At 59.9% G+C, this 24,537-nt stretch carries 23 protein-coding genes, 3 tRNA genes and 1 pseudogene; 17 read left to right on the top strand and 10 right to left on the bottom strand.

The window, feature by feature from the left end:
- Positions 1–60 precede the first annotated feature (60 nt).
- A complete protein-coding gene (yegQ, locus tag NRG23_RS30345; RefSeq protein WP_028682975.1) occupies positions 61–1,398 on the bottom strand; it encodes a tRNA 5-hydroxyuridine modification protein YegQ in 1,338 nt (445 codons plus the stop codon).
- Positions 1,399–1,566: 168 nt separating this feature from the next.
- On the opposite strand from yegQ, the gene NRG23_RS30350 reads away from it, so the two are divergent.
- Entirely contained in the window at positions 1,567–2,634 is a 1,068-nt protein-coding gene (locus tag NRG23_RS30350; RefSeq protein ID WP_009049865.1) for an AI-2E family transporter, read from the top strand.
- Here NRG23_RS30350 and NRG23_RS30355 read toward each other — a convergent pair.
- The 3 genes from NRG23_RS30355 to NRG23_RS30365 form a co-directional block, all read right to left on the bottom strand.
- Entirely contained in the window at positions 2,631–2,813 is a 183-nt protein-coding gene (locus tag NRG23_RS30355) for a hypothetical protein (RefSeq protein WP_007927236.1), read from the bottom strand. The genes NRG23_RS30350 and NRG23_RS30355 overlap by 4 nt on opposite strands.
- Positions 2,814–2,921: 108 nt before the next feature.
- On the bottom strand, positions 2,922–3,116 hold the full coding sequence (locus tag NRG23_RS30360; protein WP_007927235.1) for a hypothetical protein: 195 nt from the start codon (positions 3,114–3,116) through the stop codon (positions 2,922–2,924).
- A gap of 249 nt (positions 3,117–3,365) precedes the next feature.
- On the bottom strand, positions 3,366–3,722 hold the full coding sequence (locus tag NRG23_RS30365; RefSeq protein ID WP_257373201.1) for a hypothetical protein: 357 nt from the start codon (positions 3,720–3,722) through the stop codon (positions 3,366–3,368).
- 253 nt (positions 3,723–3,975) lie between these two features.
- Between NRG23_RS30365 and NRG23_RS30370 the strand changes: the two genes are divergently transcribed.
- Together NRG23_RS30370 and NRG23_RS30375 are read left to right on the top strand one after the other, a co-directional pair.
- Positions 3,976–4,794, top strand: a complete 819-nt coding sequence (locus NRG23_RS30370) for a shikimate 5-dehydrogenase (protein WP_028682976.1) — start codon at positions 3,976–3,978, stop codon at positions 4,792–4,794.
- 108 nt (positions 4,795–4,902) lie between these two features.
- Positions 4,903–5,421 (top strand): cupin domain-containing protein, encoded by a 519-nt coding sequence (locus NRG23_RS30375; protein WP_028682977.1) that lies wholly within the window; start codon positions 4,903–4,905, stop codon positions 5,419–5,421.
- A gap of 75 nt (positions 5,422–5,496) precedes the next feature.
- Here NRG23_RS30375 and NRG23_RS30380 read toward each other — a convergent pair whose 3' ends face one another.
- The gene (locus NRG23_RS30380; protein ID WP_028682978.1) at positions 5,497–6,147 is read right to left on the bottom strand and encodes a YceH family protein; all 651 of its coding nucleotides are present in this window, start codon (positions 6,145–6,147) and stop codon (positions 5,497–5,499) included.
- A 137-nt stretch (positions 6,148–6,284) separates the two neighbouring features.
- Between NRG23_RS30380 and NRG23_RS30385 the strand changes: the two genes are divergently transcribed.
- A complete protein-coding gene (locus NRG23_RS30385; RefSeq protein WP_009049861.1) occupies positions 6,285–6,794 on the top strand; it encodes a DUF1993 family protein in 510 nt (169 codons plus the stop codon).
- Between the two features lie 98 nt (positions 6,795–6,892).
- On the opposite strand, the gene sstT is transcribed toward NRG23_RS30385, so the two are convergent.
- Positions 6,893–8,125 carry a serine/threonine transporter SstT gene (sstT, locus tag NRG23_RS30390; RefSeq protein WP_028682979.1) on the bottom strand — a complete coding sequence of 411 codons (1,233 nt, stop codon included), beginning with the start codon at positions 8,123–8,125 and terminating at the stop codon, positions 6,893–6,895.
- Positions 8,126–8,409: 284 nt separating this feature from the next.
- Here sstT and NRG23_RS30395 point away from each other — a divergent pair, with 284 nt between their 5' ends.
- Entirely contained in the window at positions 8,410–9,564 is a 1,155-nt protein-coding gene (locus tag NRG23_RS30395) for an MFS transporter (protein ID WP_009049859.1), read from the top strand.
- Between the two features lie 15 nt (positions 9,565–9,579).
- Here NRG23_RS30395 and nhaR read toward each other — a convergent pair.
- Positions 9,580–10,476: pseudogene (gene nhaR, locus NRG23_RS30400) on the bottom strand (transcriptional activator NhaR); the annotation flags it as partial.
- A gap of 135 nt (positions 10,477–10,611) precedes the next feature.
- Between nhaR and NRG23_RS30405 the strand changes: the two are divergent.
- Entirely contained in the window at positions 10,612–10,860 is a 249-nt protein-coding gene (locus tag NRG23_RS30405) for a hypothetical protein (protein WP_009049857.1), read from the top strand.
- A gap of 31 nt (positions 10,861–10,891) precedes the next feature.
- A complete protein-coding gene (locus NRG23_RS30410; protein WP_038577699.1) occupies positions 10,892–11,653 on the top strand; it encodes a TerC family protein in 762 nt (253 codons plus the stop codon).
- Positions 11,654–11,732: 79 nt separating this feature from the next.
- On the opposite strand, the gene NRG23_RS30415 is transcribed toward NRG23_RS30410, so the two are convergent.
- Positions 11,733–11,900: a hypothetical protein gene (locus NRG23_RS30415; protein ID WP_009049855.1), complete on the bottom strand. Its 168-nt coding sequence runs from the start codon at positions 11,898–11,900 to the stop codon at positions 11,733–11,735.
- Between the two features lie 222 nt (positions 11,901–12,122).
- On the opposite strand from NRG23_RS30415, the gene NRG23_RS30420 reads away from it, so the two are divergent.
- Entirely contained in the window at positions 12,123–12,797 is a 675-nt protein-coding gene (locus NRG23_RS30420) for a PA2778 family cysteine peptidase (RefSeq protein ID WP_257373202.1), read from the top strand.
- Positions 12,798–12,887: 90 nt separating this feature from the next.
- Here NRG23_RS30420 and pbpG read toward each other — a convergent pair whose 3' ends face one another.
- Together pbpG and folD are read right to left on the bottom strand one after the other, a co-directional pair.
- Entirely contained in the window at positions 12,888–13,826 is a 939-nt protein-coding gene (gene pbpG, locus NRG23_RS30425) for a D-alanyl-D-alanine endopeptidase (RefSeq protein ID WP_009049853.1), read from the bottom strand.
- Between the two features lie 284 nt (positions 13,827–14,110).
- Positions 14,111–14,965 carry a bifunctional methylenetetrahydrofolate dehydrogenase/methenyltetrahydrofolate cyclohydrolase FolD gene (gene folD, locus NRG23_RS30430; RefSeq protein ID WP_009049852.1) on the bottom strand — a complete coding sequence of 285 codons (855 nt, stop codon included), beginning with the start codon at positions 14,963–14,965 and terminating at the stop codon, positions 14,111–14,113.
- A gap of 280 nt (positions 14,966–15,245) precedes the next feature.
- Between folD and NRG23_RS30435 the strand changes: the two genes are divergently transcribed.
- The 9 genes from NRG23_RS30435 to NRG23_RS30475 all read left to right on the top strand — a co-directional run bounded on the left by NRG23_RS30435 (position 15,246) and on the right by NRG23_RS30475 (position 24,526).
- A tRNA-Arg gene (locus NRG23_RS30435) sits at positions 15,246–15,322 on the top strand.
- Between the two features lie 40 nt (positions 15,323–15,362).
- A tRNA-His gene (locus NRG23_RS30440) sits at positions 15,363–15,438 on the top strand.
- Positions 15,439–15,494: 56 nt separating this feature from the next.
- A tRNA-Leu gene (locus NRG23_RS30445) sits at positions 15,495–15,579 on the top strand.
- A gap of 423 nt (positions 15,580–16,002) precedes the next feature.
- Positions 16,003–17,313, top strand: coding sequence for a trigger factor (tig, locus tag NRG23_RS30450; RefSeq protein ID WP_009049851.1), 1,311 nt, complete (start codon positions 16,003–16,005; stop codon positions 17,311–17,313).
- 93 nt (positions 17,314–17,406) lie between these two features.
- Positions 17,407–18,048 (top strand): ATP-dependent Clp endopeptidase proteolytic subunit ClpP, encoded by a 642-nt coding sequence (gene clpP / locus NRG23_RS30455; RefSeq protein WP_007927205.1) that lies wholly within the window; start codon positions 17,407–17,409, stop codon positions 18,046–18,048.
- A gap of 106 nt (positions 18,049–18,154) precedes the next feature.
- The gene (gene clpX / locus NRG23_RS30460) at positions 18,155–19,438 is read left to right on the top strand and encodes an ATP-dependent Clp protease ATP-binding subunit ClpX (RefSeq protein ID WP_007927204.1); all 1,284 of its coding nucleotides are present in this window, start codon (positions 18,155–18,157) and stop codon (positions 19,436–19,438) included.
- 163 nt (positions 19,439–19,601) lie between these two features.
- Entirely contained in the window at positions 19,602–21,998 is a 2,397-nt protein-coding gene (lon, locus tag NRG23_RS30465; RefSeq protein ID WP_016701944.1) for an endopeptidase La, read from the top strand.
- A gap of 150 nt (positions 21,999–22,148) precedes the next feature.
- A complete protein-coding gene (locus tag NRG23_RS30470) occupies positions 22,149–22,421 on the top strand; it encodes an HU family DNA-binding protein (RefSeq protein ID WP_002552737.1) in 273 nt (90 codons plus the stop codon).
- 233 nt (positions 22,422–22,654) lie between these two features.
- Positions 22,655–24,526 carry a SurA N-terminal domain-containing protein gene (locus tag NRG23_RS30475; protein WP_023964295.1) on the top strand — a complete coding sequence of 624 codons (1,872 nt, stop codon included), beginning with the start codon at positions 22,655–22,657 and terminating at the stop codon, positions 24,524–24,526.
- Positions 24,527–24,537: the final 11 nt, after the last annotated feature.

A 24,537-nucleotide genomic window follows, 5' to 3' on the forward strand; every position in this document is an offset into this window, starting at 1 on the left:
AGCGGGCGGCGATCCGACTTGCCCGCGATGGCGTCATCAGAGACGCCACCGCAATCAGGATTACACCGCGCTGTTCGGCGTCACGTCGCGCATCAACAGGGCAAAGCGCAGATCCACCGCGTCCGGGATCGGCAGGTACACCGTATGCCCGTCCCCCGGCGCGACCTCGATCGGCTCGCCATGGATGTTCTGCAACTGATGCAGGTCGAAGTGGAAGTTGCCCTTGGGGGTCATCAGCTCCATATGGTCGCCCAGGGCAAAGCGGTTCTTCACCTTCACTTCCGCCAGCCGGTCACGGCGTTCGCCGGTGAGTTCGCCGACGAACTGCTGGCGTTCCGATACCGAGCTGCCGTTCAGGTAGTTCTGGTATTCGTCGTGCACATGGCGGCGCAGGAAACCTTCGGTGTAGCCACGCTGGGCCAGGGACTCCAGGTCGTTCATCAGGCTGCGGTCGAACTCGCGGCCGGCCACCGCGTCGTCGATGGCCCGGCGATAGACCTGGGTGGTACGGGCGCAATAGAAGTGCGACTTGGTGCGGCCCTCGATCTTCAACGAGTGCACGCCCATGCGCGTCAGGCGTTCGACGTGCTGCACCGCGCGCAGGTCCTTGGCGTTCATGATGTAGGTGCCGTGCTCGTCCTCGAAGGCCGGCATCGCTTCGTCCGGGCGATTGGCCTCGCGCAGCAGGAACACCTGCTCGGTCGGCGCGCCCAGACCCAGGGTCGGCTCCGGCTGGAACTGCTGGACGATCTCGCCGAGGGTGTTCTCCGTGGCTTCCTGGGCCTGGTATTTCCAGCGGCAGGCATTGGTGCAGGTGCCCTGGTTGGCGTCGCGCTTGTTCATGTAGCCCGACAGCAGGCAGCGCCCGGAGTAGGCCATGCACAGGGCGCCATGGACGAATACCTCGAGCTCCATGGCCGGCACCTGCTGGCGGATTTCCTCGATCTCTTCCAGGGACAGTTCGCGGGACAGGATGATCCGGCTCAGGCCCTGTTGCTGCCAGAACTCGACGCTGGCCCAGTTCACCGTATTGGCCTGCACCGACAGGTGGATCGGCATCTGCGGGAAGTGCCGGCGCACCAGCATGATCAGCCCCGGGTCGGACATGATCAGCGCGTCTGGGGCCATGGCGATCACCGGCTCCAGGTCCTTGAGGAAGGTCTTGAGCTTGGCGTTGTGCGGGGCGATGTTGACCACCACGTAGAAGCGCTTGCCCTGGGCCTGGGCCTCGCGAATGCCGAGGGCCAGGTTGGCGTGGTCGAATTCGTTGTTGCGCACCCGCAGGCTGTAGCGCGGCTGGCCGGCGTATACCGCATCGGCGCCATAGGCGAAGGCGTAGCGCATGTTTTTCAGGGTGCCGGCGGGGGCGAGCAGTTCGGGGCGGGTCAGGGGCGTCATGGCGGTTTGTCGATGGCAAAAGGTCGCGAGGGTAAGGCCTGGGCCAACAGACTTCATTGATCTGGATCTATGCTCGACGAATAAAACAGGGCACTTGGCCGAACACCGACGGACTAATGCTTTAGGGGCGCTTTGCGGCGTCCTGGGCCTTATTGACAGGAAGCGGAGATGAACCAGCACCTCATGCAACACAAAAGCCTGTTGCTTCTGCTGACCCTGGTGACCGTCGCCTTCATCTGGATCCTGCTGCCCTTTTACGGCGCGGTGTTCTGGGCGGTGATTCTCGGCATCCTGTTCGACCCGCTGCATCGGCGCCTGCAAATCAAGTTCGGTTGGCCACGCAACCTGACGGCCTTTTGCACCCTGAGCATCTGCCTGGTGAGCGCGATTCTGCCGGTGGTCATCATCAGCACCCTGCTGGTGCAGGAGGGCGCCAACCTTTACCAGAGCATCGAAAGCGGCGAACTGGACATCGCCGGTCAGCTGGACCGGTTCAAGCACAGCCTGCCGCTGTACTTCCAGCAGCTGCTGGACCGCTTCGGCCTGGGTGAGCTGGAGAGCGTGCGCGAGAAGATCGTCAAGAGCGCGCTGCAAGGCAGCCAGTTCTTCGCCACCCAGGCTTTCAGCGTCGGCCAGGGCACCTTCAAGTTCGTGGTGAGCTTTTTCGTGATGCTGTACCTGTTGTTCTTCTTTTTGCGCGATGGCGCCGAACTGGTACGCAAGGTGCGCATCGCGGTGCCGTTGGCCGAGCATCAGAAGCGCCGGTTGCAGCTCAAGTTCAGTCGGGTGGTGCGGGCCACGGTGAAGGGCAACGTGCTGGTGGCGGTCAGCCAGGGGGTGCTGGGCGGGCTGATTTTCTGGTTTCTGGAGATTCCCAGCCCGCTGCTGTGGGCGGTGCTGATGGCCTTGCTGTCGTTGTTGCCGGCGGTGGGCGCGGCGATCGTCTGGGGTCCGGTGGCCCTGTACTTCCTGCTCAGCGGGGCGATCTGGCAAGGCGTGTTGCTGGGCTTGTACGGGGTGTTCGTGATCGGCCTGGTGGACAACGTGCTGCGCCCGATCCTGGTGGGCAAGGACACCAGGATGCCGGACTACCTGATTCTGATTTCGACCCTGGGGGGCCTGGCGATCTTCGGCCTGAACGGCTTTGTCATCGGGCCGTTGATCGCCGCGCTGTTCATCTCGAGCTGGGACCTGTTCGTCGATACCCGGCCGCGGACACAGCTGCCGCTGCCTTAGGCATGCAGGACGCGCTGCTCGATCTTTTGCGACAGGGCCTGGGCGGCGGTCAGCGAAGTGAGCGGGCCGCTGACCGGCTCGCCGTCGCGCACCAGGTACCAACACGCCAGCAACCCCAGCTCCCTGAGCGAGGTGGGAACGGCGCTACCGATAACGGACATGATCTGAACCTTGGGCATAAGTACCTCCATCAATCAATGGGGCTACCTTACGGACCGAGAGGTTCGACGAAAAATCACCGCGCTCGATAGTGGACATCGATACCGGCGAAAAAAGCGCCAGCCCGATCAGTCGACGACCTGATCGAGCATGTAGACCACTTCCGGGTCGTGCAACAGGCCCTTGCGCACCAGGTGCTCGGCCAGCAAGGCCAGGAACTTGGCGCTGCGGTGGCCTTCCAGGTGCTTGAGTTCGGTCAGGGCGCTATACACCTTGCTCGCGGTACCCAGGGTGGGGGAGTGATGGGGGTTTTGTGTCGGCATGGGCGTCGTCCTTGTTGTTATGGGGCCGTTTTGTGGACAGATCCGATCTTGCGGACCTGACATGACATAAATATGACAATTGTAGGCTTCAGCGTAGGGGCTGCCTTTGGCAACACTATTGCCGGATTGAATCGCAAAAGCTGTCCCGGCAGCGACCTCTGCAAGATTTATTCAGACGTTTCAGGGTTGTTTCAAACGCAACAGGCCCCGCTGGTGAAGGCGGGGCCTGTGGGTGTGCGGTCGCCGGAATTACCAGCGGCCAGGGCCATAGTAGTAATGGCGTGGCGGGCCGTAGTAACCGCGAGGCGGGCCGTAATACACCGGGGCCGGACGGTAATAGACCGGCGGGCCTTCCACGTACACCGGCTGTGGCTGGTAGTAGACCGGTGGCGGCGCGGCATACACCGGTTGCGGCTGAACATAGACCGGTTGTTGCACGTAGACCGGGCGACTGTGGCTGGCGATCACCGAACCCACCACCGCTGCGCCGACCACTGCACCGACTACCGCCGGGTCACCCCAACCACCGCCACCGTGGGCGGACGCTTGACCGGCGACAGCAAGTGCACCAATGAGCAAGGCTATCTTGGGGATTTTACGCATCATGGCTATTCCTCGGTTCCGACCCCAGCGCTCGGTCTGCAATAGACGCGAGGACTGTCGCGGGGATACTTCTAAGACAGCTTTTTTCTGAAAAACTGCACAGCCGCCGGGTAAATTTTGTGTAAGGTCTGTACCGGCTTCTTTACCCTCGTCCGTAGGCGACAGGCCCGTCTTTCAGGCGCTGTCGATATGATCGGGCAGAACCCGATGACTGGCTAATCCCGTCTATCCGAAAGTGCGTTCCAAGGAGATCAACATGCAGATAAACCCCAACAAAGACACCCAGTTGTGTATGTCGCTGTCAGGGCGTCCGGGGAATTTCGGCCTGCGCTTTCACAATCATTTGTATGAACAGCTGGGCCTGAACTTCTACTACAAGGCGTTCAGCAGCCAGGACCTGCCAGGCGCCGTCGGTGGGATCCGCGCCCTGGGCATTCGCGGCTGTGGCGTGTCCATGCCGTTCAAGGAGGCCTGCATTGCCCTGGTGGACGAACTGGACGCCTCGGCCAGCGCGATCCAGTCGATCAACACCATCGTCAACACCAACGGCCACCTCAAGGCCTACAACACCGATTACATCGCCGTCGCCCAGTTGCTCGACAGCCACCGGATCCCCAAGGACACCCGCTTTGCCCTGCGCGGCAGCGGCGGCATGGCCAAGGCGGTGGCCAGCGCCTTGCGCGATGGTGGCTACCACGATGGCGTGATAGTTGCCCGCAATGCCCAAGCCGGGCAGGCCCTCGCCGACTCCCTGGGCTATGCCTGGCAGGCTGAGCTGGGCGAGTTGCGCCCGCAGATGCTGATCAACGTCACCCCGATCGGTATGAGCGGCGGTCCCGAGGCCGACCAGCTGGCGTTCCCGGTCGAGGCGATCCAGGCCGCGCGCACCGTGTTCGACGTGGTGGCGGTGCCGGCGGAAACCCCGCTGATCCTGCGCGCCCGGGCCGAAGGCAAACAGGTGATCACCGGCCTGGAAGTGATCGCCATCCAGGCGCTGGAGCAGTTCGTGCTGTACACCGGCGTGCGCCCCAGCGCCGAGCAGTTCCAGCAGGCGGTGGCCTTCGCCCGGGCCTGATCGGTGGGTGGAGCAGGGCTGGTCGGTGGCGCGCGAAGCCCTGCCTATACTGGTCGCCAGCAAGCCAAGACTTGCCCCTGTTCCACGCCACCGTGATCGAGGACCGTTATGCCACCTGCCATTCTCAATCTGGATCAGGCGGACCTTCAGCCGCTGCCTGAAGCCCTGAGCCCCACCGGCGACACCGCCGGCCGTTATGTCCAGCGCATCGCCCGTATCGGTCAGCAACTGGGTGCCCGGAAGCTCGGCTACCGGCTGATTGCCCTGGGCCCGGGGATGCGCGCCAGCCCCTTCCATAACCATCGCGTCAACGAAGAGATGTTCTACATAGTCGCCGGCGAGGGCGAGATCCGTCTCGGCGCCGAGCGTTTTGCCATCCGCGCCGGCGATGTGATCGCCTGCCCGCCGGGCGACATGGACACCGCGCACCAGATCATCAACACCAGCCAGGGCGAGCTGCGCTATCTGGCGGTCAGCACCCAGGAGGCGCCGGATATCTGCGAATACCCGGATTCCGGCAAGTATGTGGTGATGAAGGACTTCAAGATCGACGATGAGGGCAACGCCTCGGGATTCGTCGCGGTGGCGCGGCATGCGGACGGGGTGGATTACTGGGACGGGGAGTAGGGGCTTTTGTAGTCTTTGAGACGTTGCGCCGACTGCGGCAGCGGCTACCAGGCGCTGCCACAGAGGCGGGGGCGATCAGCCTTCGAGTTTCGCCAGGCGCTCTTCGAGGGCGGCGATGCGCGCTTCCAGCTCTTCGATGCGCTCCGCCGATACGCCGCTGCCCGAACTGCGTTCCACCGAGTTCTGCCGGGCGGCGAGGATCGCCTCGATATCCGCCGGGTCTCCCAGGGCGTGCATGTAGCGATCTTCGCGCTGGCCGGCCTGGCGCGGAATCAGCAGCGCCAGGCCGCGTGCGATCAGGCGCTCCAGTTGATGCACCACCTGTTCGCTGTCTTCGAAATCATGCATGCGCCCGCTGCGGGTCAGCAGTTCGTTGACGGTCTGCGGGCCGCGCAAGAACAGCAGGCCGGCCAGTGCCACTTGCGCCGGCACCAGTTCCAGCGCCTTGTCCAGGCGATGCTCCCAGCGGTCGGCGCGGCTGCCCATCACCAGGCGGGCGAAGCCGCGGTTTTCCAGGGCGCGCAGGCTCTGGCCGACCAGGCCCTGGGTGAGGTTCATCACCGGTTCGCGGCTGGTTTTCTGATTGCAGGCGATGACCAGGGCATTGAGGGTCAGCGGATAGGTTTCCGGGCTGGTTGCCTGCTTCTCGATCAGCGACCCGAGAATGCGCAGTTCGGTGCTGGTCAGTTGCAATTGCTCGCTGGAGGTTTCTTGCTCGATGCTCATCGCGCTTTCCCTATGCTGTCGAAGGCGACTAGCCTAATCCTTGCTGGATAAAAGACAAGCCGCCGGCGAGGCTCAGGCAGGTCTATAATCGCGCCACCTTTGTTTCCGCTTTTTTCCGTCAGCCTGTCGAGATCACCATGACCATTTCCCTGTACGCCGCCTCCGTTCCTGTCTTCAAGCAAATGCTCAACGCCCTGAGCGATGTCCTGAACAAGGCCGAAGCCCACGCCACGGCGAAGAACATCGACCCGAATGCCTTCCTGCAGGCCCGCCTGTACCCGGACATGTTCCCGCTGATCCGTCAGGTGCAGATCGCCGTCGATTTCGCCAAGGGCGTTTCGGCCCGCCTGGCCGAAGTCGAAGTGCCGAAGTACGACGACACTGAAACCACCTTTGCCGAGCTGCAGGCGCTGCTGGCCAAGGTTCTGGCCTTTATCGACGGCATCCAGCCGGCGCAGATCGATGGCAAGGAAGGCATCGAGATCGTCACCCGTCCGGGCACCCCGAAAGAGAAGCGCTTCAGCGGCCAGTCCTACCTGCTGACCTACGGTCTGCCGCAGTTCTTCTTCCACGTCACCACCACCTACGCGATCCTGCGCCACAACGGCGTGGAAATCGGCAAGCGCGACTACATGGGTGCTTTCTGAAATAGCGCCTTCTGATGTAGCCGGCTGCTAAGCCGATAAAAAAGCCCGGCAAGGTGCGAGCCTTGCCGGGCTTTTTAGTGCGCGCTGTGCATGCAGGCTCAGGCGGTCTGGCGGACCCTCTCTTCCTGGGCCATGCACGCGGCGGCGGTGAAGAGCACGTCGGTGGAGGAGTTCAGCGCGGTTTCCGCCGAGTCCTGTAGCACGCCGATGATGAAGCCGACGGCGACCACCTGCATGGCGATTTCGCTGGGGATGCCGAACAGGCTGCAGGCCAGCGGAATCAACAGCAGCGAACCGCCAGCCACGCCGGAAGCGCCACAGGCACAGATGGCGGCGACCACGCTGAGCAGCACGGCGGTGGGCAGGTCGACGGCAATGCCCAGGGTATGCACGGCGGCCAGGGTCAGCACGGTGATGGTGATGGCGGCGCCGGCCATGTTGATGGTGGCCCCCAGCGGGATCGACACCGAATAGGTGTCTTCATGCAGGCCCAGGCGCTTGCTCAGTTCCAGGTTGACCGGAATGTTGGCCGCCGAACTGCGGGTGAAGAACGCGGTGATGCCGCTTTCGCGCAGGCACATGAGCACCAGCGGGAACGGGTTGCGGCGGATCTTCCAGAACACGATCAGCGGGTTCATCACCAGCGCGACGAACAGCATGCAGCCGATCAGTACCGCCAGCAGATGCATATAACCGAGCAAGGCGCCGAAGCCCGAGGTCGCCAGGGTCGAGGCCACCAGGCCGAAGATGCCCAGCGGGGCGAAGCGGATCACCACTCGCACGATCAGGGTCACGCCATTGGAAAGGTCGTCCAGCACGGTGCGGGTGGTGTTGCCGGCATGGCGGATGGCCACGCCCATGCCGATGGCCCAGGCCAGGATGCCGATGAAGTTGGCGTTCATCAGCGCGCTGACTGGGTTGTCCACCACGCTCAGCAGCAGGCTTTGCAGGACTTCGCTGATGCCGCCGGGGGCGGAGATGGCGACGTCATGGGTGCTCAGCACCAGGGAGGAGGGGAACAGGCTGCTGGCGATCACCGCCACCACCGCCGCGGCGAAAGTGCCCAGCAGGTAGAGCCAGAGGATTGGGCGGATATGGGTTTCCTGGCCGTGCTTGTGGTTGGCGATGGAAGCCATCACCAGCACGAACACCAGGATCGGCGCGACGGCTTTCAGTGCCGAGACAAAGACCTTGCCGATAAAGGCGGTGGATTTCGCCAGTTCGGGGGCCAGCAGCGCCAGGGCGATACCGGCGATCAGGCCAATGACGATCTGCGTGACCAGGCTGGTGCGTTTGAGTTTTTCCAGGAGCGACGGGGGTGAAGCAGTCATAGCGGTATCTCTGATTTTTTTAATATGCCGTGCGTCGACGGGGGACGCCGTGCTGGTGAGTTGCTGGAGGTACGGGGTGTTGCGGCAGGGGGCGGACTTTATCACACGGGGTTCGCCCACGGATGTGACGATCTGCCACCCGAGCCTTCTAGAGTAGCCTGCGGTTTTTTCGCCGCTACCCCAGACATGCGCGGACACATTCTGTTAGGATTCGCCATCCTCTTCTCATCTCCAGTCAGCGGGCCCCCAGGCCATCGCTGATGTCGTCGTTTCCGGAGTTTTCCATGCTGTTGCCCATTCTGCTGTTGTCAGCCGCCGGTTTTACCGTGCTGACGACGGAGTTCATCATTGTCGGCCTGCTGCCTTCGATTGCCCGGGATCTTGCGGTCAGCGTGCCGCAGGCCGGCCTGCTGGTGACCTTGTTCGCCTTCACCGTGGCGGCGTTCGGGCCGTTCCTGACGGCCTATTTCGCCCGTTTCCAGCGCAAGCGCCTGTTCATCTCGGTACTGGTGATGTTCGGCCTGGCCAATACCCTGGCGGCGCTGGCGCCGAATATCTGGGTGATGGCGGTGGCGCGGCTGATCCCGGCGCTGGGCTTGCCGGTGTTCTGGGCCCTGGCCAGCGAAACCGCGGTGGACATCGTCGGCCCCGACTACGCCGGACGGGCCATCGCCAAGATCGGCTTCGGTATTGTCTGCGCCACGGTGTTCGGCATTCCGGTGGGCACGCTGATTTCCGATGCCTTCGGCTGGCGCAGTGCGTTCGGCATCCTGGCGCTGGTGGCGTTTGCCAAGGCGCTGCTGCTGTATGTCTACCTGCCGCAGACCCGCGTGCACAACGAGCAGGCCAGCCTGCGCTCGCAGTTCGGCATCCTGCGCAGCCCCTTGATGCAGGGGCATGTGCTGCTGTCGATCCTGGTGTTCAGTGGCATGTTCACCGCCTACACCTACCTGGCGGACATCCTCGAGCGCCTGGCCGGTTTCAACGGCACGCTGGTCGGCTGGTGCCTGATGGGCTTCGGCGCGGTGGGGCTGATCGGCAACTCGCTGGGCGGCCGCGCGGTGGACCGTCATCCGTTGCTGGCGTCCATGGGCTTCTGCGCCTTGATGATCGGCGGCATGGTGGCGTTGGTGCCGAGCATCCACTCGCCGCTGGGCCTGGCCGCGGCCATGGGTGTCTGGGGCGTGACCCAGGCGGCGCTGTTCCTGGTCAGCCATGTCCGTCTGATCAAGGCCGCGCCTCAGGCGCCGGCGTTTGCTGCGTCGTTGAATATCGCCGGGGCCAACCTGGGGATCGGCCTGGGCGCCATGGTCGGCGGCCGGGTCATCGATACCCTGGGGCTGGGTAGCCTGGGGTTTGCCGCCGCTGGTTTTATCCTGGTGTCGATCCTGCTGGCCCTGCTGTTGATGACCCTCAAGCCACAGGCCAGCTGCGCCTGATTCCCCTCAAGCACCCATGGCGGTGAACAGCTCGCGGCGAGCGCCTTCGGTGATCGCCACGATGCCGGGGTGCTTGACCTTGCGTTCGACCGAAATGGCGTAGAACGACTCGCTGACCGCGTCGGTCTGGCCGATCAGTTGCACGCCGTATTGGCGCCGCACTTCGTCGGCGATCACGCTGGGACTGATGAAGATCCCGCTGCCCGACTGACCGAATGCCTGCATCAAGGCGCTGTCGTCGAACTCACCGATGATCCTGGGTTGTATCTGCTGCTCGGCCAGCCAGCGCAGCAGGCGGCTGCGCACCACGGTTTCCTGCCCGGGAATCAGCAACGGAGCGCCATGCAGGCTATGGGGGAAGTTCGTTCCATAGCGCTCGGCCAGTTCTTCGGTGGCGAAAAAGCTGATGCCGCACTCGCCGAGTTTCTGGCTGTAGCCCTTGATGTCCAGGTGCGAAGGCATGGGGCTGTCGGAGATCACCAGGTCCAGGCGCTGGATGGCCAGGTCGGCCAGCAGGCGTTCGAGCTTGTCCTCGCGGCAGGTGATGCGGATCGGTTCGCTCAGCTCCATGATCGGGGCGATCAGGCGATAGACGATCGATTTGGGCACCACATCGGCCACGCCGACCCGGAACAGGATCTGCTGCTCGTTGGGCTGGGCCTGGAGCATGGCTTCCAGTTCGCCGCCCAGCTGGAACATCTGCTCGGCGTAGGGCAGGGTCTGGCGCCCAGCTTCGGTCAACTCCAGTTGCCGGCCGACCCGGCGAAACAACTCGATGCCATAGGTTTGTTCGAGCAGGGTGATCTGCCCGCTGATGGTTTGCGGGGTCAGGTTCAGTTGCTCGCAGGCCCGGACGATGCTGCCGGTCTTGGCGACGACCCAGAAGTAATGCAGTTGACGGTAATTGAGCATGGCTGGCTTTGATTCGTAAAAATCGAAGTATAGCCGTTAAAAATACGAATTTTCCTGAAGTGTTCGCTTCCATAGAATGCCTCGCTATTGACGGGCCATCGTCTCGGCCCGGTCCGTTCTAACGAGGAAAGCGCAATGACCTATAAATCCATCGCCGCATCGTTGCTGGCGTTGTCGTTGATTACCCTTGCCGGTTGCGAGCAGGCGGAAAAAAGCGCGCAGCAGCTGTTGGGCAAGGCCGCGGAAAACGCCAAGCAGGCAATCGACGACACGCACAAGGCCGCCGAACAGGCGATCAGCGAGGCGACCCAGGGTTTGATCAGCAAGCAGGAAAAGCCGGCTGACGAGGCCAAAGAAGCCACCTCGTCGTCCCAGGAAATCTGATTCCCCCATACCCCCGACTCAGGACTGAGCCATGGAATACCTTTTACAACTCGCCGCCAGCCCCACCGCCTGGGTCGCCCTGGCAACCCTGGTGGTCATGGAAATCGTGCTCGGCATCGATAACCTGATCTTCATTTCGATCCTGACCAACAAGCTGCCCGAGCAACACCGGGCCAAGGCCCGGCGGATCGGTATCGGCATGGCCCTGATCCTGCGTCTGGCGTTGCTCAGCACCATCGCCTTCATCGTGCAACTGACCGAGCCGGTGATCGATGTCTTCGGCCAGGTCTTCTCCTGGAAGGACATGATCCTGATTGCCGGCGGCCTGTTCCTGCTGTGGAAGGCCACCACGGAGATCCATCACAGCATGGACCCGGAGCCGCAGGACAGCAAAAGCGAGACCGCTGGCGTGTCCCTGGGGTTCGCCGCGGCGATCGGCCAGATCCTGATGCTGGACATGGTGTTCTCCATCGACAGCATCATCACCGCCGTCGGCATGACCGAGCACTTGCCGATCATGATCATCGCGGTGGTGGTGTCGGTACTGGTGATGCTGCTGGCGGCCGAGCCTCTGGCCAAGTTCATCAATGACAACCCGACGGTGGTCATGCTGGCCCTGGGCTTCCTGATCATGATCGGCATGACGCTGATCGCCGAAGGTTTCGGTGCCCATGTACCAAAAGGTTATGTGTACGCGGCCATGGCTTTCTCGGCGGCCATCGAGGGGCTGAACATGCTGGCCCGTCGTGCCCGGCAGAAGCGCGTGACGGCGGAGGCGGAAGTCGAAGCCTGATTCGCGGCAACAACCGACGGCGGCCTGTGTTCAAGGACACAGGCCGCCGTTTTTTATTGGGTGGGAGAAAAAGCGCCAGTCAGTGCGCGGTGGCGTGATGCCGGGCCGGTTTTGCGGTTTTCGCGGCGGGAGTCGGCAAGCGCGGATGATGGTGCCGGCGAGCGATTCGCAGGACGCCCCAGAGCATGGCAGCGGCGACGGCCAGCCAGCCGCCGATCAGCATCAGGATTGTCGTTGTCAGGCTCATACATGCCTCCTTTTTGCCCTGTCCGGGGCACACACTCGTTGCAATGGACAGTCTAGTCGCGGTTGTGTTTCAAGCCATTGACCAATAGTCGAGTGTCATCAAACGGTTTGCTCTATGAGGCGCAAATTACTGCGGCTTGACGCTATACCCTTGCCTCGTGGCGCCCTATGATCAGCGTTTCGGCCGGGGCTCCTGGCTTGGCGTCTGCACAAGAGAGTCATGATGGAACGGATGTTTCTGCGATTTCGAACACTGTTGTTGGCGGGCGCCTGCGCCCTGACGCTGGCCGGTTGCGCCAGCAGCGTGCAGCCGGAGATTCAGCGCCTGCCCGAGCGGGTGGAACTCAACGGCGTACCGTTTTTCCGCGGCGAAACCTATCAGAGCGGCCCGGGCACCCTGGCCAGCATGCTGTCCCAGCAAGGTATCGTGATCACCCCGGGCCTACTGGACAAGCCGTTGCACCTGCCAGGCGCCGAGACGAAGTTGCAGCAGAACATGCTGACCCTGGCGCGTGAGTACGGGATGGTGGTCTATCCGCTGGACGACAATTTAGCGGCGCTGCTGACCCAGGTTGCCGCGGGATACCCGGTGATGGTGCGTTACACCGAAGGCTCGGCGTTCTGGGCCGAACCTCGCTATGCCGTGCTGGCGGGCTATAACCGGCACAAGCAGACGGTGTTGCTGCGAGCGGGAATGAATCGCCGTCTGTTGATGGACTTTGTCAAGTTCGAATCGGCCTGGAGCAGTGCGGGGCACTGGGCGGTGCTGATTCAGGGGCCGACCCAGGTACCCGCCCAGGTCGATCGCCAGCGTTGGCTGAGGGCGGCCGATGAGTTGGCCCAGGCCGGGCAGGAGAACGCGGCAGCACGAGCGACCAAGGCGTTGAGCGCCAACTGAGATTGCAGAAACGCTGACGGCGCCCAGGGGCGCCGTCTTTGAAAGGGCCGCGATCGACAGATCCGCGGCCTTTTTTGGGTCCGCCAGCTTCTATTCGGCAGTCTGGGCGACGCCGCTCTGACGGCTTTTCAGGTTTTTGCCGGCTTTGTAGCTCAAGGCGGCATTCGGTACCGAGCCGCTTTTACCGGTTTCCAGCCACTGGCGGATGCGGCTGGCATCGGCGAAGTGCGTGTATTTGCCGAAGGCGTCGAGAATCACCAGGGCGACCGGGCGGTTGCTCATGCTGGTCACCAGTACCAGGCAGTGGCCTGCTTCATCGGTAAAGCCGGTCTTGGTCAGCTTGATGTCCCAGTTGGCCCTGTTGACCAGGTGATCGGTGTTGCGAAAGCCCAGGGTGTAGTTGGGTTTGCGGAACGCCACGGTCTTTTCCTTGGTGGTGCTCAGCTCGCTCAGCAGCGGGTATTTGCGCGCCGCCAGCAACAGTTTGCTCAGGTCCCGTGCGGTGGACACGTTATGGACCGACAGGCCGGTCGGCTCGACATAGTGCGTGCTGGTCATGCCCAGTGCCTTGGCCTTGGCGTTCATGGCGGCAATAAAGGCTGCATACCCGCCCGGGTAGTGGTGGGCGAGGCTGGCGGCGGCACGGTTTTCCGACGACATCAGGGCGATCAGCAGCATCTCCTTGCGCGGCAGCTCGCTCTTGAGCTTGACCCGGGAAAACACACCTTTCATTTCCGGGGTGTTGCTGATGTCCACGGAGATGTATTCATCCAGCGGTTGTTTGGCGTCGAGTACGATCAGACCGGTCATCAGCTTGGTCACCGACGCGATGGGCACGACCACGTCGGGATTGCTGGAATAAATGACCTTGTTGGTCTGCAGGTCCAGCAGCAGGGCGCTGCCGGAGGCAATATGCAGTTGGGAGGGATCGCGCGGCGCTTCGGTGGTTTCGCGAGCGACGGCGCTCTGCGTGATAAAGGTGCCTGTAAGTGCAAAAAATAGGCTCAGGATAGAAAGACGGATTTTCACGCGGGCGGACTCATGAAGTGGATATGCCGTTCTGCAACGGGCTGCTTTCAGAAAAACGTTACATTTTATGAGTATGTGCCAGGAAAGAGCTACACGCCCGTAGGTAAAGGGCTCCAGGTAAATTAAATTTCATCCTGTACCAGATTTGTACCAGTTCGATCCTCTTCTTTCTGATGAGTAGATCGTCCGCTGCAAGCGGGGGTATTCGGTCCAGGTTTTCGGCGAGCAGAAACAAAGAACCCCGCCAATGGCGGGGTTCTTTTTATCCGGGATGTTTCCCAGGGTCAGTCGTGCAGCGTTTCTGCCGCGTACAAGGTGTTTTCCAGCAGGCAGGCACGCGTCATCGGGCCGACGCCCCCCGGTACCGGGGTGATCCAGCCAGCGCGGGGCAGGGCGGTCTCGTAGACCACATCGCCCACCAGCTTGCCGTCTTCCTGGCGGTTGATGCCGACGTCGATGACGATGGCGCCTTCCTTGATCCATTCACCCTTGACCAGGCCCGGCTTGCCGGCGGCCACGACCACCAGATCGGCACGCCCGACGTGGCCGGCCAGATCCTTGGTGAAGCGGTGGGTAACAGTAACGGTGCAGCCGGCCAGCAGCAGCTCCATCGCCATCGGGCGACCGACGATGTTGGAAGCGCCGACCACGACTGCATCCATGCCGTACAGATCGGCACCGGTGCTTTCCAGCAGGGTCATGATGCCTTTCGGGGTGCATGGACGCAGCAGGGGGATGCGTTGGGCCAGGCGGCCGACGTTATAAGGATGGAAACCATCCACGTCTTTATCCGGGCGGATGCGTTCCAGCAGTTTGGAGGCATCGAGGTGTTCGGGCAGTGGCAGCTGTAGCAGGACGCCATCGATGTTCGGGTCATCGTTGAGGCGGTCGATCAGGCCGGCCAGTTCTTCTTGAGTGGTGCCTGTAGGCAAGTCATAGGCTTTTGAAAGAAAGCCGACCTCTTCGCAGTCTTTACGCTTGTGCGAGACATAAACCTGAGAGGCCGGGTCGCTGCCGACCAGGATCACCGCGAGGCCTGGAGTACGCAGGCCTTGCTGGCGACGCTCGGCGACACGTTTGGCGATCTGCTGGCGCAGGCTAGCGGCGATCGCTTTGCCGTCGATTAGTTGTGCAGTCATGACGCGTGATTAACCATCGAGAGGGAGAGAAAAAGAGAACGCATTCTCGCATGCCAGGACGTGAGGGCAAAGGCGCTTGGTCTGCAAATTCCCCTAACTCCTTTAATTAAATGAATTTTTTTCAAAAAAGAGTTGACGACCTAACGGCTCGTCTATAACATTCGTCGCACTTGTCGGGCACAGCCTAGCACTGGTTAAGAAGGTCGGGCAGAGTTGATGTTTAGCTCGTAACGACTGAAAGCACTTAGTTTGTAATCATTAAAGAATACAGATTAATAAGGCGCCCGTAGCTCAGCTGGATAGAGCATCCGCCTTCTAAGCGGATGGTCGCAGGTTCGAGTCCTGCCGGGTGCGCCATTAGGCAGCTTTGGCACAAGTAACGCAACAACGCAATATGGTGGGCGTAGCTCAGTTGGTAGAGCACAGGATTGTGACTCCTGTTGTCGTGGGTTCGATCCCCATCGTCCACCCCATATTCCGAAAGGCGCCAGATTAATAGTCTGGCGCCTTTGCTTTAAAAGCTTGATACGCGGACGTGGTGGAATTGGTAGACACACTGGATTTAGGTTCCAGCGCCGCAAGGTGTAAGAGTTCGAGTCTCTTCGTCCGCACCAATTAAGTAGCTATTTATATAGCAGATAACGGCGCAGCACCTGAAAAGGGCTGCGCCGTTTTCGTTTCAGAAGTTTGTATTTCCAGCGGGTCGCAGGTGGTGGGCCAAGGAAGCGACGAAACACTCGTCCTTTTGTCGCTGGAATGCTGAAGGTTTACCAGTCGGGCTGTGGTTTGGTCCGGCTATCGGGGAGGTGATGCGCCATTCCTTCTATATATAGAAGCGTTGGTGCAGAGGCCCTGGTTTGATTCGCTGTATTTGCTCTCAGGGCGAGGCTCAACCGTTGGTCCCCGCCTTTAAATCGCCAGCTGTTTTTTTACCCGTTTTCAGTAGGGTGACTTCTTGAGTTTGACCCACTAGAATGCATGCCCTTGATTCTGGGGTCGGAAACGGCCGGCTAACGTCTGTGCAACGAGGAATATCCATGCAAGTTTCTGTTGAAAATACTTCTGCTCTTGAGCGCCGCATGAGCATCACCGTGCCGGCTGAGCGCATCGAGACACAGGTCAACAAGCGTCTGCAGCAGACTGCCCAAAAGGCCAAGATTCCAGGCTTCCGTCCTGGCAAAGTCCCAATGAGCGTGATCCGTCAGCGTTATGAAGCTGATGCGCGTCAAGAAGCTGTGGGCGACGTGATCCAGGCTTCCTTCTACGAAGCTGTTGTCGAGCAGAAGCTGAACCCGGCTGGCGCTCCTTCGGTTGAGCCAAAGGTTCTGGAGAAGGGCAAGGATCTGGAATACGTTGCAACGTTCGAAGTGTTCCCTGAGTTCACCGTTGCCGGTTTCGAGTCCATCGCCGTTGAGCGTCTGAGCGCTGACGTGGCTGATGCCGACCTGGACAACATGCTGGAAATCCTGCGCAAGCAGAACATTCGCTTTGAAGTGGCCGACCGTGCCGCTCAAAACGAAGACCAACTGAACATCGATTTCGTCGGCAAGGTCGACGGTGAAGTGTTCGCTGGCGGTTCCGCCAAGGGTACTCAGCTGGTGCTGGGTTCCGGCCGCATGATCCCGGGCTTCGAAGAAGGCCTGGTCGGCGCCAAAGCTGGTGAAGAACGCGTTCTGAACCTGACTTTCCCTGAGAACTACCAGAACCTGGACCTGGCTAGCAAAGCTGCCGAGTTCACCGTGACCGTCAACACTGTTTCCGAGCCTAAGCTGCCAGAACTGACCGAAGAGTTCTTCGCTCAATTCGGCATCAAGGAAGCCGGTCTGGAAGGTTTCCGTGCCGAAGTTCGCAAGAACATGGAGCGTGAACTGCGTCAGGCCATCAAGTCCAAGGTCAAGAACCAGGTAATGGACGGCCTGCTGGCTGCCAACCCGATCGAAGTGCCTAAGGCTCTGTTGGACAACGAAGTGAACCGTCTGCGCGTTCAGGCCGTTCAACAGTTCGGTGGCAACATCAAGCCTGATCAACTGCCGGCCGAGCTGTTCGAAGAACAAGCCAAGCGTCGTGTCGTACTGGGTCTGATCGTGGCCGAAGTGGTCAAGCAATTCGACCTCAAGCCTGACGAAGCCCGCGTGCGTGAGCTGATCCAGGAAATGGCTTCTGCTTACCAAGAGCCGGAGCAGGTCGTGTCCTGGTACTACAAGAACGAGCAGCAACTGAACGAAGTCCGTTCGGTTGTGCTGGAAGAACAAGTTGTGGATACTGTTCTGCAGAAAGCTAGCGTGACCGACAAATCGGTCTCTTACGAAGAAGCGGTCAAGCCGGTAGAAGCACCACAAGCCGACTGATTTTTTACTCGTTCGAAAATACACACCATAAGCCAGCCTTCGTGCTGGCTTATGCGTATTCAAGACATGACTATTTGGGAGTGACTGCAGGACATGTCCCGCAATTCTTATTATCAGCAGAGCTCTGACATCCAGGCCGCAGGCGGCCTGGTCCCGATGGTTATCGAGCAGTCCGCCCGTGGCGAACGCGCCTATGACATCTACTCGCGCCTCCTCAAGGAGCGGGTGATCTTCCTGATTGGCCCGGTAGAAGACTACATGGCCAACCTGGTCGCGGCACAATTGCTCTTCCTTGAAGCGGAAAACCCGGACAAGGACATCCATCTTTACATCAACTCGCCAGGCGGTTCGGTGACTGCGGGTATGTCGATCTACGACACCATGCAATTCATCAAGCCGGACGTTTCCACCATCTGCATCGGCCAGGCCTGCAGCATGGGGGCTTTCCTGCTTGCCGGTGGCGCAGCGGGCAAACGTCACTGCCTGCCTAACTCGCGGATGATGATTCACCAGCCTTTGGGCGGTTTCCAGGGCCAGGCTTCGGATATCGACATCCATGCCAAGGAAATCCTGCACATCCGTTCGCGCCTGAACTCGCTGCTGGCTCATCACACCGGTCAGAGCCTCGAGACCATCGAGCGCGACACCGAGCGCGACAACTTCATGAGCGCAGAGCGTGCGGCTGAATACGGCCTGATCGACTCTGTGATCACCAAGCGTCAAATGCCTGCCTAAGCAACTCAAATGTAGGTGGTTGGTTTAACCGGCCACCTGCGGACTTGAAAAAGCCCGCAATTGCCTTCATCTTGTGTTGCAAGCCTATCGGATTTGGATCGATCGAATGACTGACACCCGCAACGGCGAGGACAACGGCAAACTGCTTTATTGCTCCTTCTGTGGCAAAAGCCAGCATGAAGTACGCAAATTGATTGCCGGCCCCTCGGTCTTTATCTGCGACGAGTGCGTCGACCTGTGCAATGACATCATCCGTGAGGAGGTGCAGGAAGCACAGGCCGAAAGCAGCGCGCATAAATTGCCTTCGCCTAAAGAAATCAGCGGCATCCTTGATCAGTATGTGATTGGTCAGGAACGTGCGAAAAAGGTTCTGGCGGTAGCGGTATACAACCACTACAAGCGCCTCAACCAACGTGACAAAAAGAATGACGAGGTCGAACTGGGCAAGAGCAACATCTTGCTGATCGGCCCTACAGGTTCGGGCAAGACTCTGTTGGCAGAGACCCTGGCGCGCCTGTTGAATGTACCGTTCACCATTGCCGACGCCACCACCCTGACCGAAGCCGGTTATGTGGGTGAGGACGTCGAGAACATCATTCAGAAACTGCTGCAGAAGTGCGATTACGATGTAGAGAAAGCTCAAATGGGCATCGTCTATATCGATGAAATCGACAAGATTTCCCGCAAGTCTGACAACCCTTCGATTACCCGTGACGTTTCGGGCGAAGGCGTGCAGCAGGCCCTGTTGAAACTGATCGAAGGCACTGTGGCTTCCGTTCCGCCTCAAGGTGGTCGCAAGCATCCGCAGCAAGAGTTCCTGCAGGTCGATACGCGCAACATCCTGTTCATCTGCGGTGGTGCGTTCTCGGGTCTGGAAAAAGTTATCCAGAACCGTTCGACTCGCGGCGGCATCGGCTTCAATGCTGAAGTACGCAGCAAGGAAGAGGGCAAGAAGGTCGGCGAATCCCTGCGTGAAGTCGAACCGGACGATCTGGTCAAGTTCGGCCTGATTCCGGAGTTCGTGGGTCGTCTGCCGGTTCTTGCGACCCTGGACGAGCTGGATGAGGCAGCGTTGATCCAGATCCTCACCGAGCCAAAAAACGCCTTGACCAAGCAGTATGCCAAGTTGTTCGAGATGGAAGGCGTCGATCTGGAATTCCGTACCGATGCCCTCAAGTCGGTCGCCAAGCGTGCGCTTGAGCGTAAGACTGGTGCTCGCGGATTGCGTTCGATTCTCGAAGGCGTGTTGCTCGACACTATGTACGAAATCCCCTCGCAGTCCGAGGTAAGTAAAGTAGTGATCGACGAAAGCGTTATAGAAGGTAAGTCCAAGCCACTGTATATCTATGAAAACAGTGAGCCGACTGCCAAGGCGGCCCCGGACGCCTAAGCGCCGGACTGCTGGTTTGACAGAAGGGGCCTTCGGGCCCCTTTGCTTTTACTGCCTTTAAAGTACTGTCTTTGAGCTTGTTTTTTTTCGAGGCAGCCCCCATCTTGGTTTCAAGCTTACTTCCATCTGTTTACGGCCTTATGGCCGCCGTAGAGGCGAAATCATGAAGACAACCATCGAATTGCCTCTCTTGCCATTGCGTGATGTCGTGGTTTATCCGCACATGGTTATCCCGCTGTTCGTGGGGCGCGAGAAGTCTATCGAAGCCCTCGAGGCCGCGATGACGGGCGACAAGCAGATTCTTCTGTTGGCTCAGAAAAATCCTGCTGATGATGATCCCGGTGAAGATGCACTCTATCGCGTAGGTACCATTGCCACTGTTCTGCAATTGCTCAAGTTGCCTGACGGCACCGTCAAAGTACTGGTCGAGGGCGAGCAGCGGGGTGCTGTGGAGCGTTTCAGCGAAGTGGATGGCCACTGCCGTGCCGAAGTCGCCCTGATTGACGAGGTGGACGCTCCTGAGCGTGAGTCGGAAGTCTTCGTCCGCAGTCTGTTGTCCCAGTTCGAGCAGTACGTGCAGCTGGGCAAGAAAGTCCCTGCCGAAGTGCTGTCGTCCCTCAACAGCATCGATGAGCCGAGCCGCCTGGTAGATACCATGGCTGCGCACATGGCGCTGAAAATCGAGCAGAAGCAGGAAATTCTCGAAATCATCGACCTGTCGGCGCGTGTCGAGCACGTGCTGGCGTTGCTGGATGCGGAAATCGATCTGTTGCAGGTCGAGAAGCGCATTCGCGGTCGCGTGAAGAAACAAATGGAGCGCAGCCAGCGCGAGTACTACCTGAATGAGCAGATGAAGGCCATTCAGAAAGAGCTGGGCGACGGTGACGAAGGTCATAACGAAGTCGAAGAGCTGAAAAAGCGCATCGACGCCGCCGGCTTGCCAAAGGACGCCCTGGCCAAGGCCCAGGCCGAGCTGAACAAGCTCAAGCAAATGTCGCCGATGTCGGCCGAGGCCACAGTGGTGCGTTCCTACATCGACTGGCTGGTTCAGGTGCCGTGGAAGGCGCAGAGCAAGGTTCGTCTGGACCTGGCGCGCGCCGAAGATATCCTCGATGCGGATCACTATGGCCTGGAAGAAGTCAAAGAGCGGATTCTCGAATACCTCGCCGTGCAAAAGCGCGTGAAGAAGATTCGTGGCCCGGTACTGTGCCTGGTCGGGCCTCCTGGGGTCGGTAAAACCTCCCTGGCGGAGTCGATTGCCCACGCCACCAACCGTAAATTCGTGCGCATGGCCCTCGGCGGCGTGCGTGATGAGGCGGAAATTCGTGGCCATCGTCGTACCTACATCGGTTCGATGCCAGGAAGATTGATTCAAAAGATGACGAAAGTGGGCGTTCGCAACCCGCTGTTCCTGCTCGATGAAATCGACAAGATGGGCAGCGACATGCGTGGCGATCCGGCTTCGGCATTGCTCGAAGTGCTCGACCCCGAGCAGAACCACAACTTCAACGACCACTATCTGGAAGTCGATTACGACCTCTCCGATGTGATGTTCCTCTGCACCTCCAACTCGATGAATATTCCGCCAGCGTTGCTGGACCGGATGGAGGTGATTCGTCTGCCGGGTTACACCGAGGATGAGAAGATCAACATCGCGGTCAAATACCTGTCGCCCAAGCAGATTCAGGCCAACGGCCTGAAGAAGGGCGAGCTGGAATTCGACGAAGAAGCCATTCGCGACATCATCCGTTACTACACCCGCGAAGCCGGTGTGCGTGGGCTGGAGCGCCAGATTGCCAAGGTTTGCCGCAAGGCGGTCAAGGAGCATGCGCTTGAAAAACGCTTCTCGGTGAAGGTCACTTCCGACCTGCTGGAGCATTTCCTCGGCGTGCGCAAATTCCGCTATGGCCTGGCCGAGCAGCAGGATCAGATCGGTCAGGTAACAGGCCTGGCCTGGACCCAGGTCGGTGGTGAGCTACTGACCATCGAAGCGGCCGTGGTGCCTGGCAAAGGTCAGTTGATCAAGACCGGTTCGCTGGGTGACGTGATGGTCGAGTCGATCACTGCGGCGCTGACGGTGGTGCGTAGCCGTGCGAAGAGCCTGGGGATCCCCCTGGACTTCCACGAGAAGCGCGACACCCATATCCATATGCCGGAAGGGGCGACCCCGAAAGACGGCCCTAGTGCTGGCGTAGGCATGTGCACGGCCCTGGTTTCGGCATTGACCGGCATTCCGGTACGGGCTGATGTGGCCATGACCGGGGAAATTACCCTGCGTGGCCAAGTGTTGGCGATCGGTGGTTTGAAAGAGAAACTTCTTGCAGCACATCGTGGTGGAATCAAGACTGTCATCATTCCAGAAGAAAATGTGCGCGATTTGAAGGAAATTCCTGACAATATCAAGCAGGATCTTCAAATTAAGCCAGTTAAATGGATTGACGAAGTCCTCCAAATTGCGCTGCAATACGCGCCGGAGCCCTTGCCGGATGTGGCTCCCGAGATAGTTGCAAAGGATGAAAAACGCGAGTCTGACTCTAAGGAAAGAATTAGCACGCATTAGTACGCATTAGCCTGGGGGGCTTCCTTGACAGCTTTTTAGAGCCCTTGTTATAAAGCGGCTCTTAAGTGTCTGTAGGCCATTCAGCACTGGTTTTTGCTTTCACCAAAAAACTTAGAATCATACTCAAATAGATATATAAGGGGACTTAGAGTGAACAAGTCGGAACTGATTGATGCTATCGCTGCATCTGCTGATATCCCGAAAGCTGCTGCTGGCCGTGCGCTGGATGCAGTAATCGAATCCGTCACTGGCGCTCTTAAGGCTGGCGACTCCGTTGTACTGGTTGGTTTCGGTACTTTCTCTGTTACCGATCGTCCTGCTCGCATTGGTCGTAACCCACAGACCGGTAAGACGCTGGAAATCGCTGCAGCCAAAAAACCAGGTTTCAAAGCTGGTAAAGCACTGAAAGAAGCCGTTAACTAAGCTTCCTTCAAGCCTTTGCCTACCCGGGTCGGGGTCTTTCCCGACCTGGCAGCGGAGCGGTAGGGCAGCCGGTTAGAAATCCGGTTTGTCACATCGGGGATCGAGGGTTCGAACCTCTGTCCGCTTCGCCAGTTACGAGAAAGGCGCATCCTCGGATGCGCCTTTCTTCTATCCGGACTCTACCCACGCTCCACGGTTGCTTAATTTGAAGTACAACCGTTTCTGGGGGACGCATGCTGCAGAATATCAGGGACAATTCACAAGGCTGGATTGCCAAGACCATTATCGGGGTCATCGTCGCACTGATGGCGCTGACCGGTTTCGATGCCATTTTTCAAGCCACTTCCACCAGTCAGGACGCGGCCAAGGTCAATGGTGAAGAAATCACCCAGAATGAGTTGAGCCAGGCGGTTGATATGCAACGCCGTCAGCTCATGCAACAACTGGGCAAGGATTTCGATGCTTCCTTGCTCGACGAGAAGCTGCTGCGTGAAGCGGCTCTCAAAGGTCTGATCGACCGCAAGCTGCTGCTGCAAGGCGCGGAAAACTCCAAGTTCGCCTTCTCTGACGCCGCTCTGGACCAGGTGATCCTGCAAACGCCGGAGTTCCTGGTGGACGGCAAGTTCAGCCCTGAGCGTTTCGACCAGGTGATCCGTCAGCTGGGTTATAGCCGGATGCAGTTCCGTCAGATGCTGGCTCAGGAAATGCTGATTGGCCAAGTGCGCGCCGGTCTGGCTGGCAGCGGTTTTGTCACCGATGCACAGGTGCTGGCATTCGCTCGCCTGGAAAAGCAGACCCGCGATTATGCCTCCCTGACCATCAAGGCCGACCCGGCGGCAGTCAAGCTGACCGACGACGAGGTCAAGGCTTACTACGACGAACACGCCAAGGAATTCATGTCGCCGGACCAGGTGGTCATCGACTACCTGGAGTTGAAGAAGGCTTCCTTCTTCGATCAGGTCAGCGTCAAGGACGAAGAGCTGCAGGCGCTGTATCAGAAAGAAACCGCCAACCTGTCCGAGCAACGCCGTGCCGCACACATCCTGATCGAAGTGAACGACAAGGTGAACGAAGCACAGGCCAAGGCCAAGATCGAAGAGATCCAGGCGCGCCTGGCCAAGGGCGAAAGCTTCGAGGCGCTGGCCAAGGAGTTCTCCCAGGACCCGGGTTCGGCGAACAACGGTGGTGACCTCGGTTATGCCGGCCCTGGCGTCTATGACCCGGCCTTCGAGGAAGCGTTGTACGCCTTGAACAAGGATCAGGTTTCGGCGCCGGTACGCACCGGTTTCGGTTTCCACCTGATCAAGCTGCTGGGCGTCGAAGCACCTGAAGTACCGAGCTTCGCCAGCCTGAAAGACAAGCTGACCCGCGAGCTGAAAACCCAGCAGGTCGAGCAGCGTTTTGTCGAGGCGACCAAGCAACTGGAAGACTCCTCGTTCGAAGCTTCGGATCTGGCCCAGCCGGCTCAAGAGCTGAAACTGACCGTGCACACTTCCGCTCCATTCGGGCGTGAAGGGGGCGAGGGCATCGCCGCCAATCGCGCCGTGATTCAGGCTGCTTTCAGCCCTGAAGTACTGGATGAAGGTGCCAACAGCACCGCCATCGAACTGGATCCGGAAACCGTAGTGGTCCTGCGCGCCAAAGAGCATCGCAAGCCAGAGCAACTGCCGCTGGAAAGCGTCGCCAGCAGCATCCGCACGCAATTGGCCAAGGAGCACGCCAGTGCTGCCGCCAAGGCCAAGGCCGATGCCTTGATCGCCAGCCTGCGCGAAGGCAAGACTGCGCTGAAGGCGCCTGTCGATGGCCAGAACTGGAAGGTTTCCGAAGCAGTGACCCGCGGCCAGGAAGGCGTCGAGCCGATCGTGTTGCAGGCCCTGTTCCGCATGGCCAAGCCAGCGGCCAAGGACAAGCCGACCTTCAGCAGCGTGACCCTGCCGAACGGCAGCCTGGTGGTCCTGCAGCTCAATGGTGTGAACGAAGCCGCTGCACCGAGCGACGAAGAAAAGGCTCAGTACCGCCGCTTCCTCGCCTCGCGTATGGGGCAGCAAGACTTCGCAGCGTACCGCAAGCAGTTGGAAAACCAGGCTGACATCAAGCGCTTCTGATGCCTGACTGA

Origin of the sequence: Pseudomonas sp. T8, assembly GCF_024610635.1 — a bacterium.
In the GTDB taxonomy this organism is placed as follows: Bacteria; Pseudomonadota; Gammaproteobacteria; order Pseudomonadales; family Pseudomonadaceae; genus Aquipseudomonas; species Aquipseudomonas chlororaphis_I.

What these genes read in the sequence shown, in the direction of transcription:
- yegQ (WP_028682975.1), bottom strand. Translation starts at nt 1,398, where the DNA reads ATGACGCCCCTGACCCGCCCCGAACTGCTCGCCCCCGCCGGCACCCTG.
- NRG23_RS30350 (WP_009049865.1), top strand. Translation starts at nt 1,567, where the DNA reads ATGAACCAGCACCTCATGCAACACAAAAGCCTGTTGCTTCTGCTGACC.
- NRG23_RS30355 (WP_007927236.1), bottom strand. Translation starts at nt 2,813, where the DNA reads ATGCCCAAGGTTCAGATCATGTCCGTTATCGGTAGCGCCGTTCCCACC.
- NRG23_RS30360 (WP_007927235.1), bottom strand. Translation starts at nt 3,116, where the DNA reads ATGCCGACACAAAACCCCCATCACTCCCCCACCCTGGGTACCGCGAGC.
- NRG23_RS30365 (WP_257373201.1), bottom strand. Translation starts at nt 3,722, where the DNA reads ATGATGCGTAAAATCCCCAAGATAGCCTTGCTCATTGGTGCACTTGCT.
- NRG23_RS30370 (WP_028682976.1), top strand. Translation starts at nt 3,976, where the DNA reads ATGCAGATAAACCCCAACAAAGACACCCAGTTGTGTATGTCGCTGTCA.
- NRG23_RS30375 (WP_028682977.1), top strand. Translation starts at nt 4,903, where the DNA reads ATGCCACCTGCCATTCTCAATCTGGATCAGGCGGACCTTCAGCCGCTG.
- NRG23_RS30380 (WP_028682978.1), bottom strand. Translation starts at nt 6,147, where the DNA reads ATGAGCATCGAGCAAGAAACCTCCAGCGAGCAATTGCAACTGACCAGC.
- NRG23_RS30385 (WP_009049861.1), top strand. Translation starts at nt 6,285, where the DNA reads ATGACCATTTCCCTGTACGCCGCCTCCGTTCCTGTCTTCAAGCAAATG.
- sstT (WP_028682979.1), bottom strand. Translation starts at nt 8,125, where the DNA reads ATGACTGCTTCACCCCCGTCGCTCCTGGAAAAACTCAAACGCACCAGC.
- NRG23_RS30395 (WP_009049859.1), top strand. Translation starts at nt 8,410, where the DNA reads ATGCTGTTGCCCATTCTGCTGTTGTCAGCCGCCGGTTTTACCGTGCTG.
- NRG23_RS30405 (WP_009049857.1), top strand. Translation starts at nt 10,612, where the DNA reads ATGACCTATAAATCCATCGCCGCATCGTTGCTGGCGTTGTCGTTGATT.
- NRG23_RS30410 (WP_038577699.1), top strand. Translation starts at nt 10,892, where the DNA reads ATGGAATACCTTTTACAACTCGCCGCCAGCCCCACCGCCTGGGTCGCC.
- NRG23_RS30415 (WP_009049855.1), bottom strand. Translation starts at nt 11,900, where the DNA reads ATGAGCCTGACAACGACAATCCTGATGCTGATCGGCGGCTGGCTGGCC.
- NRG23_RS30420 (WP_257373202.1), top strand. Translation starts at nt 12,123, where the DNA reads ATGGAACGGATGTTTCTGCGATTTCGAACACTGTTGTTGGCGGGCGCC.
- folD (WP_009049852.1), bottom strand. Translation starts at nt 14,965, where the DNA reads ATGACTGCACAACTAATCGACGGCAAAGCGATCGCCGCTAGCCTGCGC.
- tig (WP_009049851.1), top strand. Translation starts at nt 16,003, where the DNA reads ATGCAAGTTTCTGTTGAAAATACTTCTGCTCTTGAGCGCCGCATGAGC.
- clpP (WP_007927205.1), top strand. Translation starts at nt 17,407, where the DNA reads ATGTCCCGCAATTCTTATTATCAGCAGAGCTCTGACATCCAGGCCGCA.
- clpX (WP_007927204.1), top strand. Translation starts at nt 18,155, where the DNA reads ATGACTGACACCCGCAACGGCGAGGACAACGGCAAACTGCTTTATTGC.
- lon (WP_016701944.1), top strand. Translation starts at nt 19,602, where the DNA reads ATGAAGACAACCATCGAATTGCCTCTCTTGCCATTGCGTGATGTCGTG.
- NRG23_RS30475 (WP_023964295.1), top strand. Translation starts at nt 22,655, where the DNA reads ATGCTGCAGAATATCAGGGACAATTCACAAGGCTGGATTGCCAAGACC.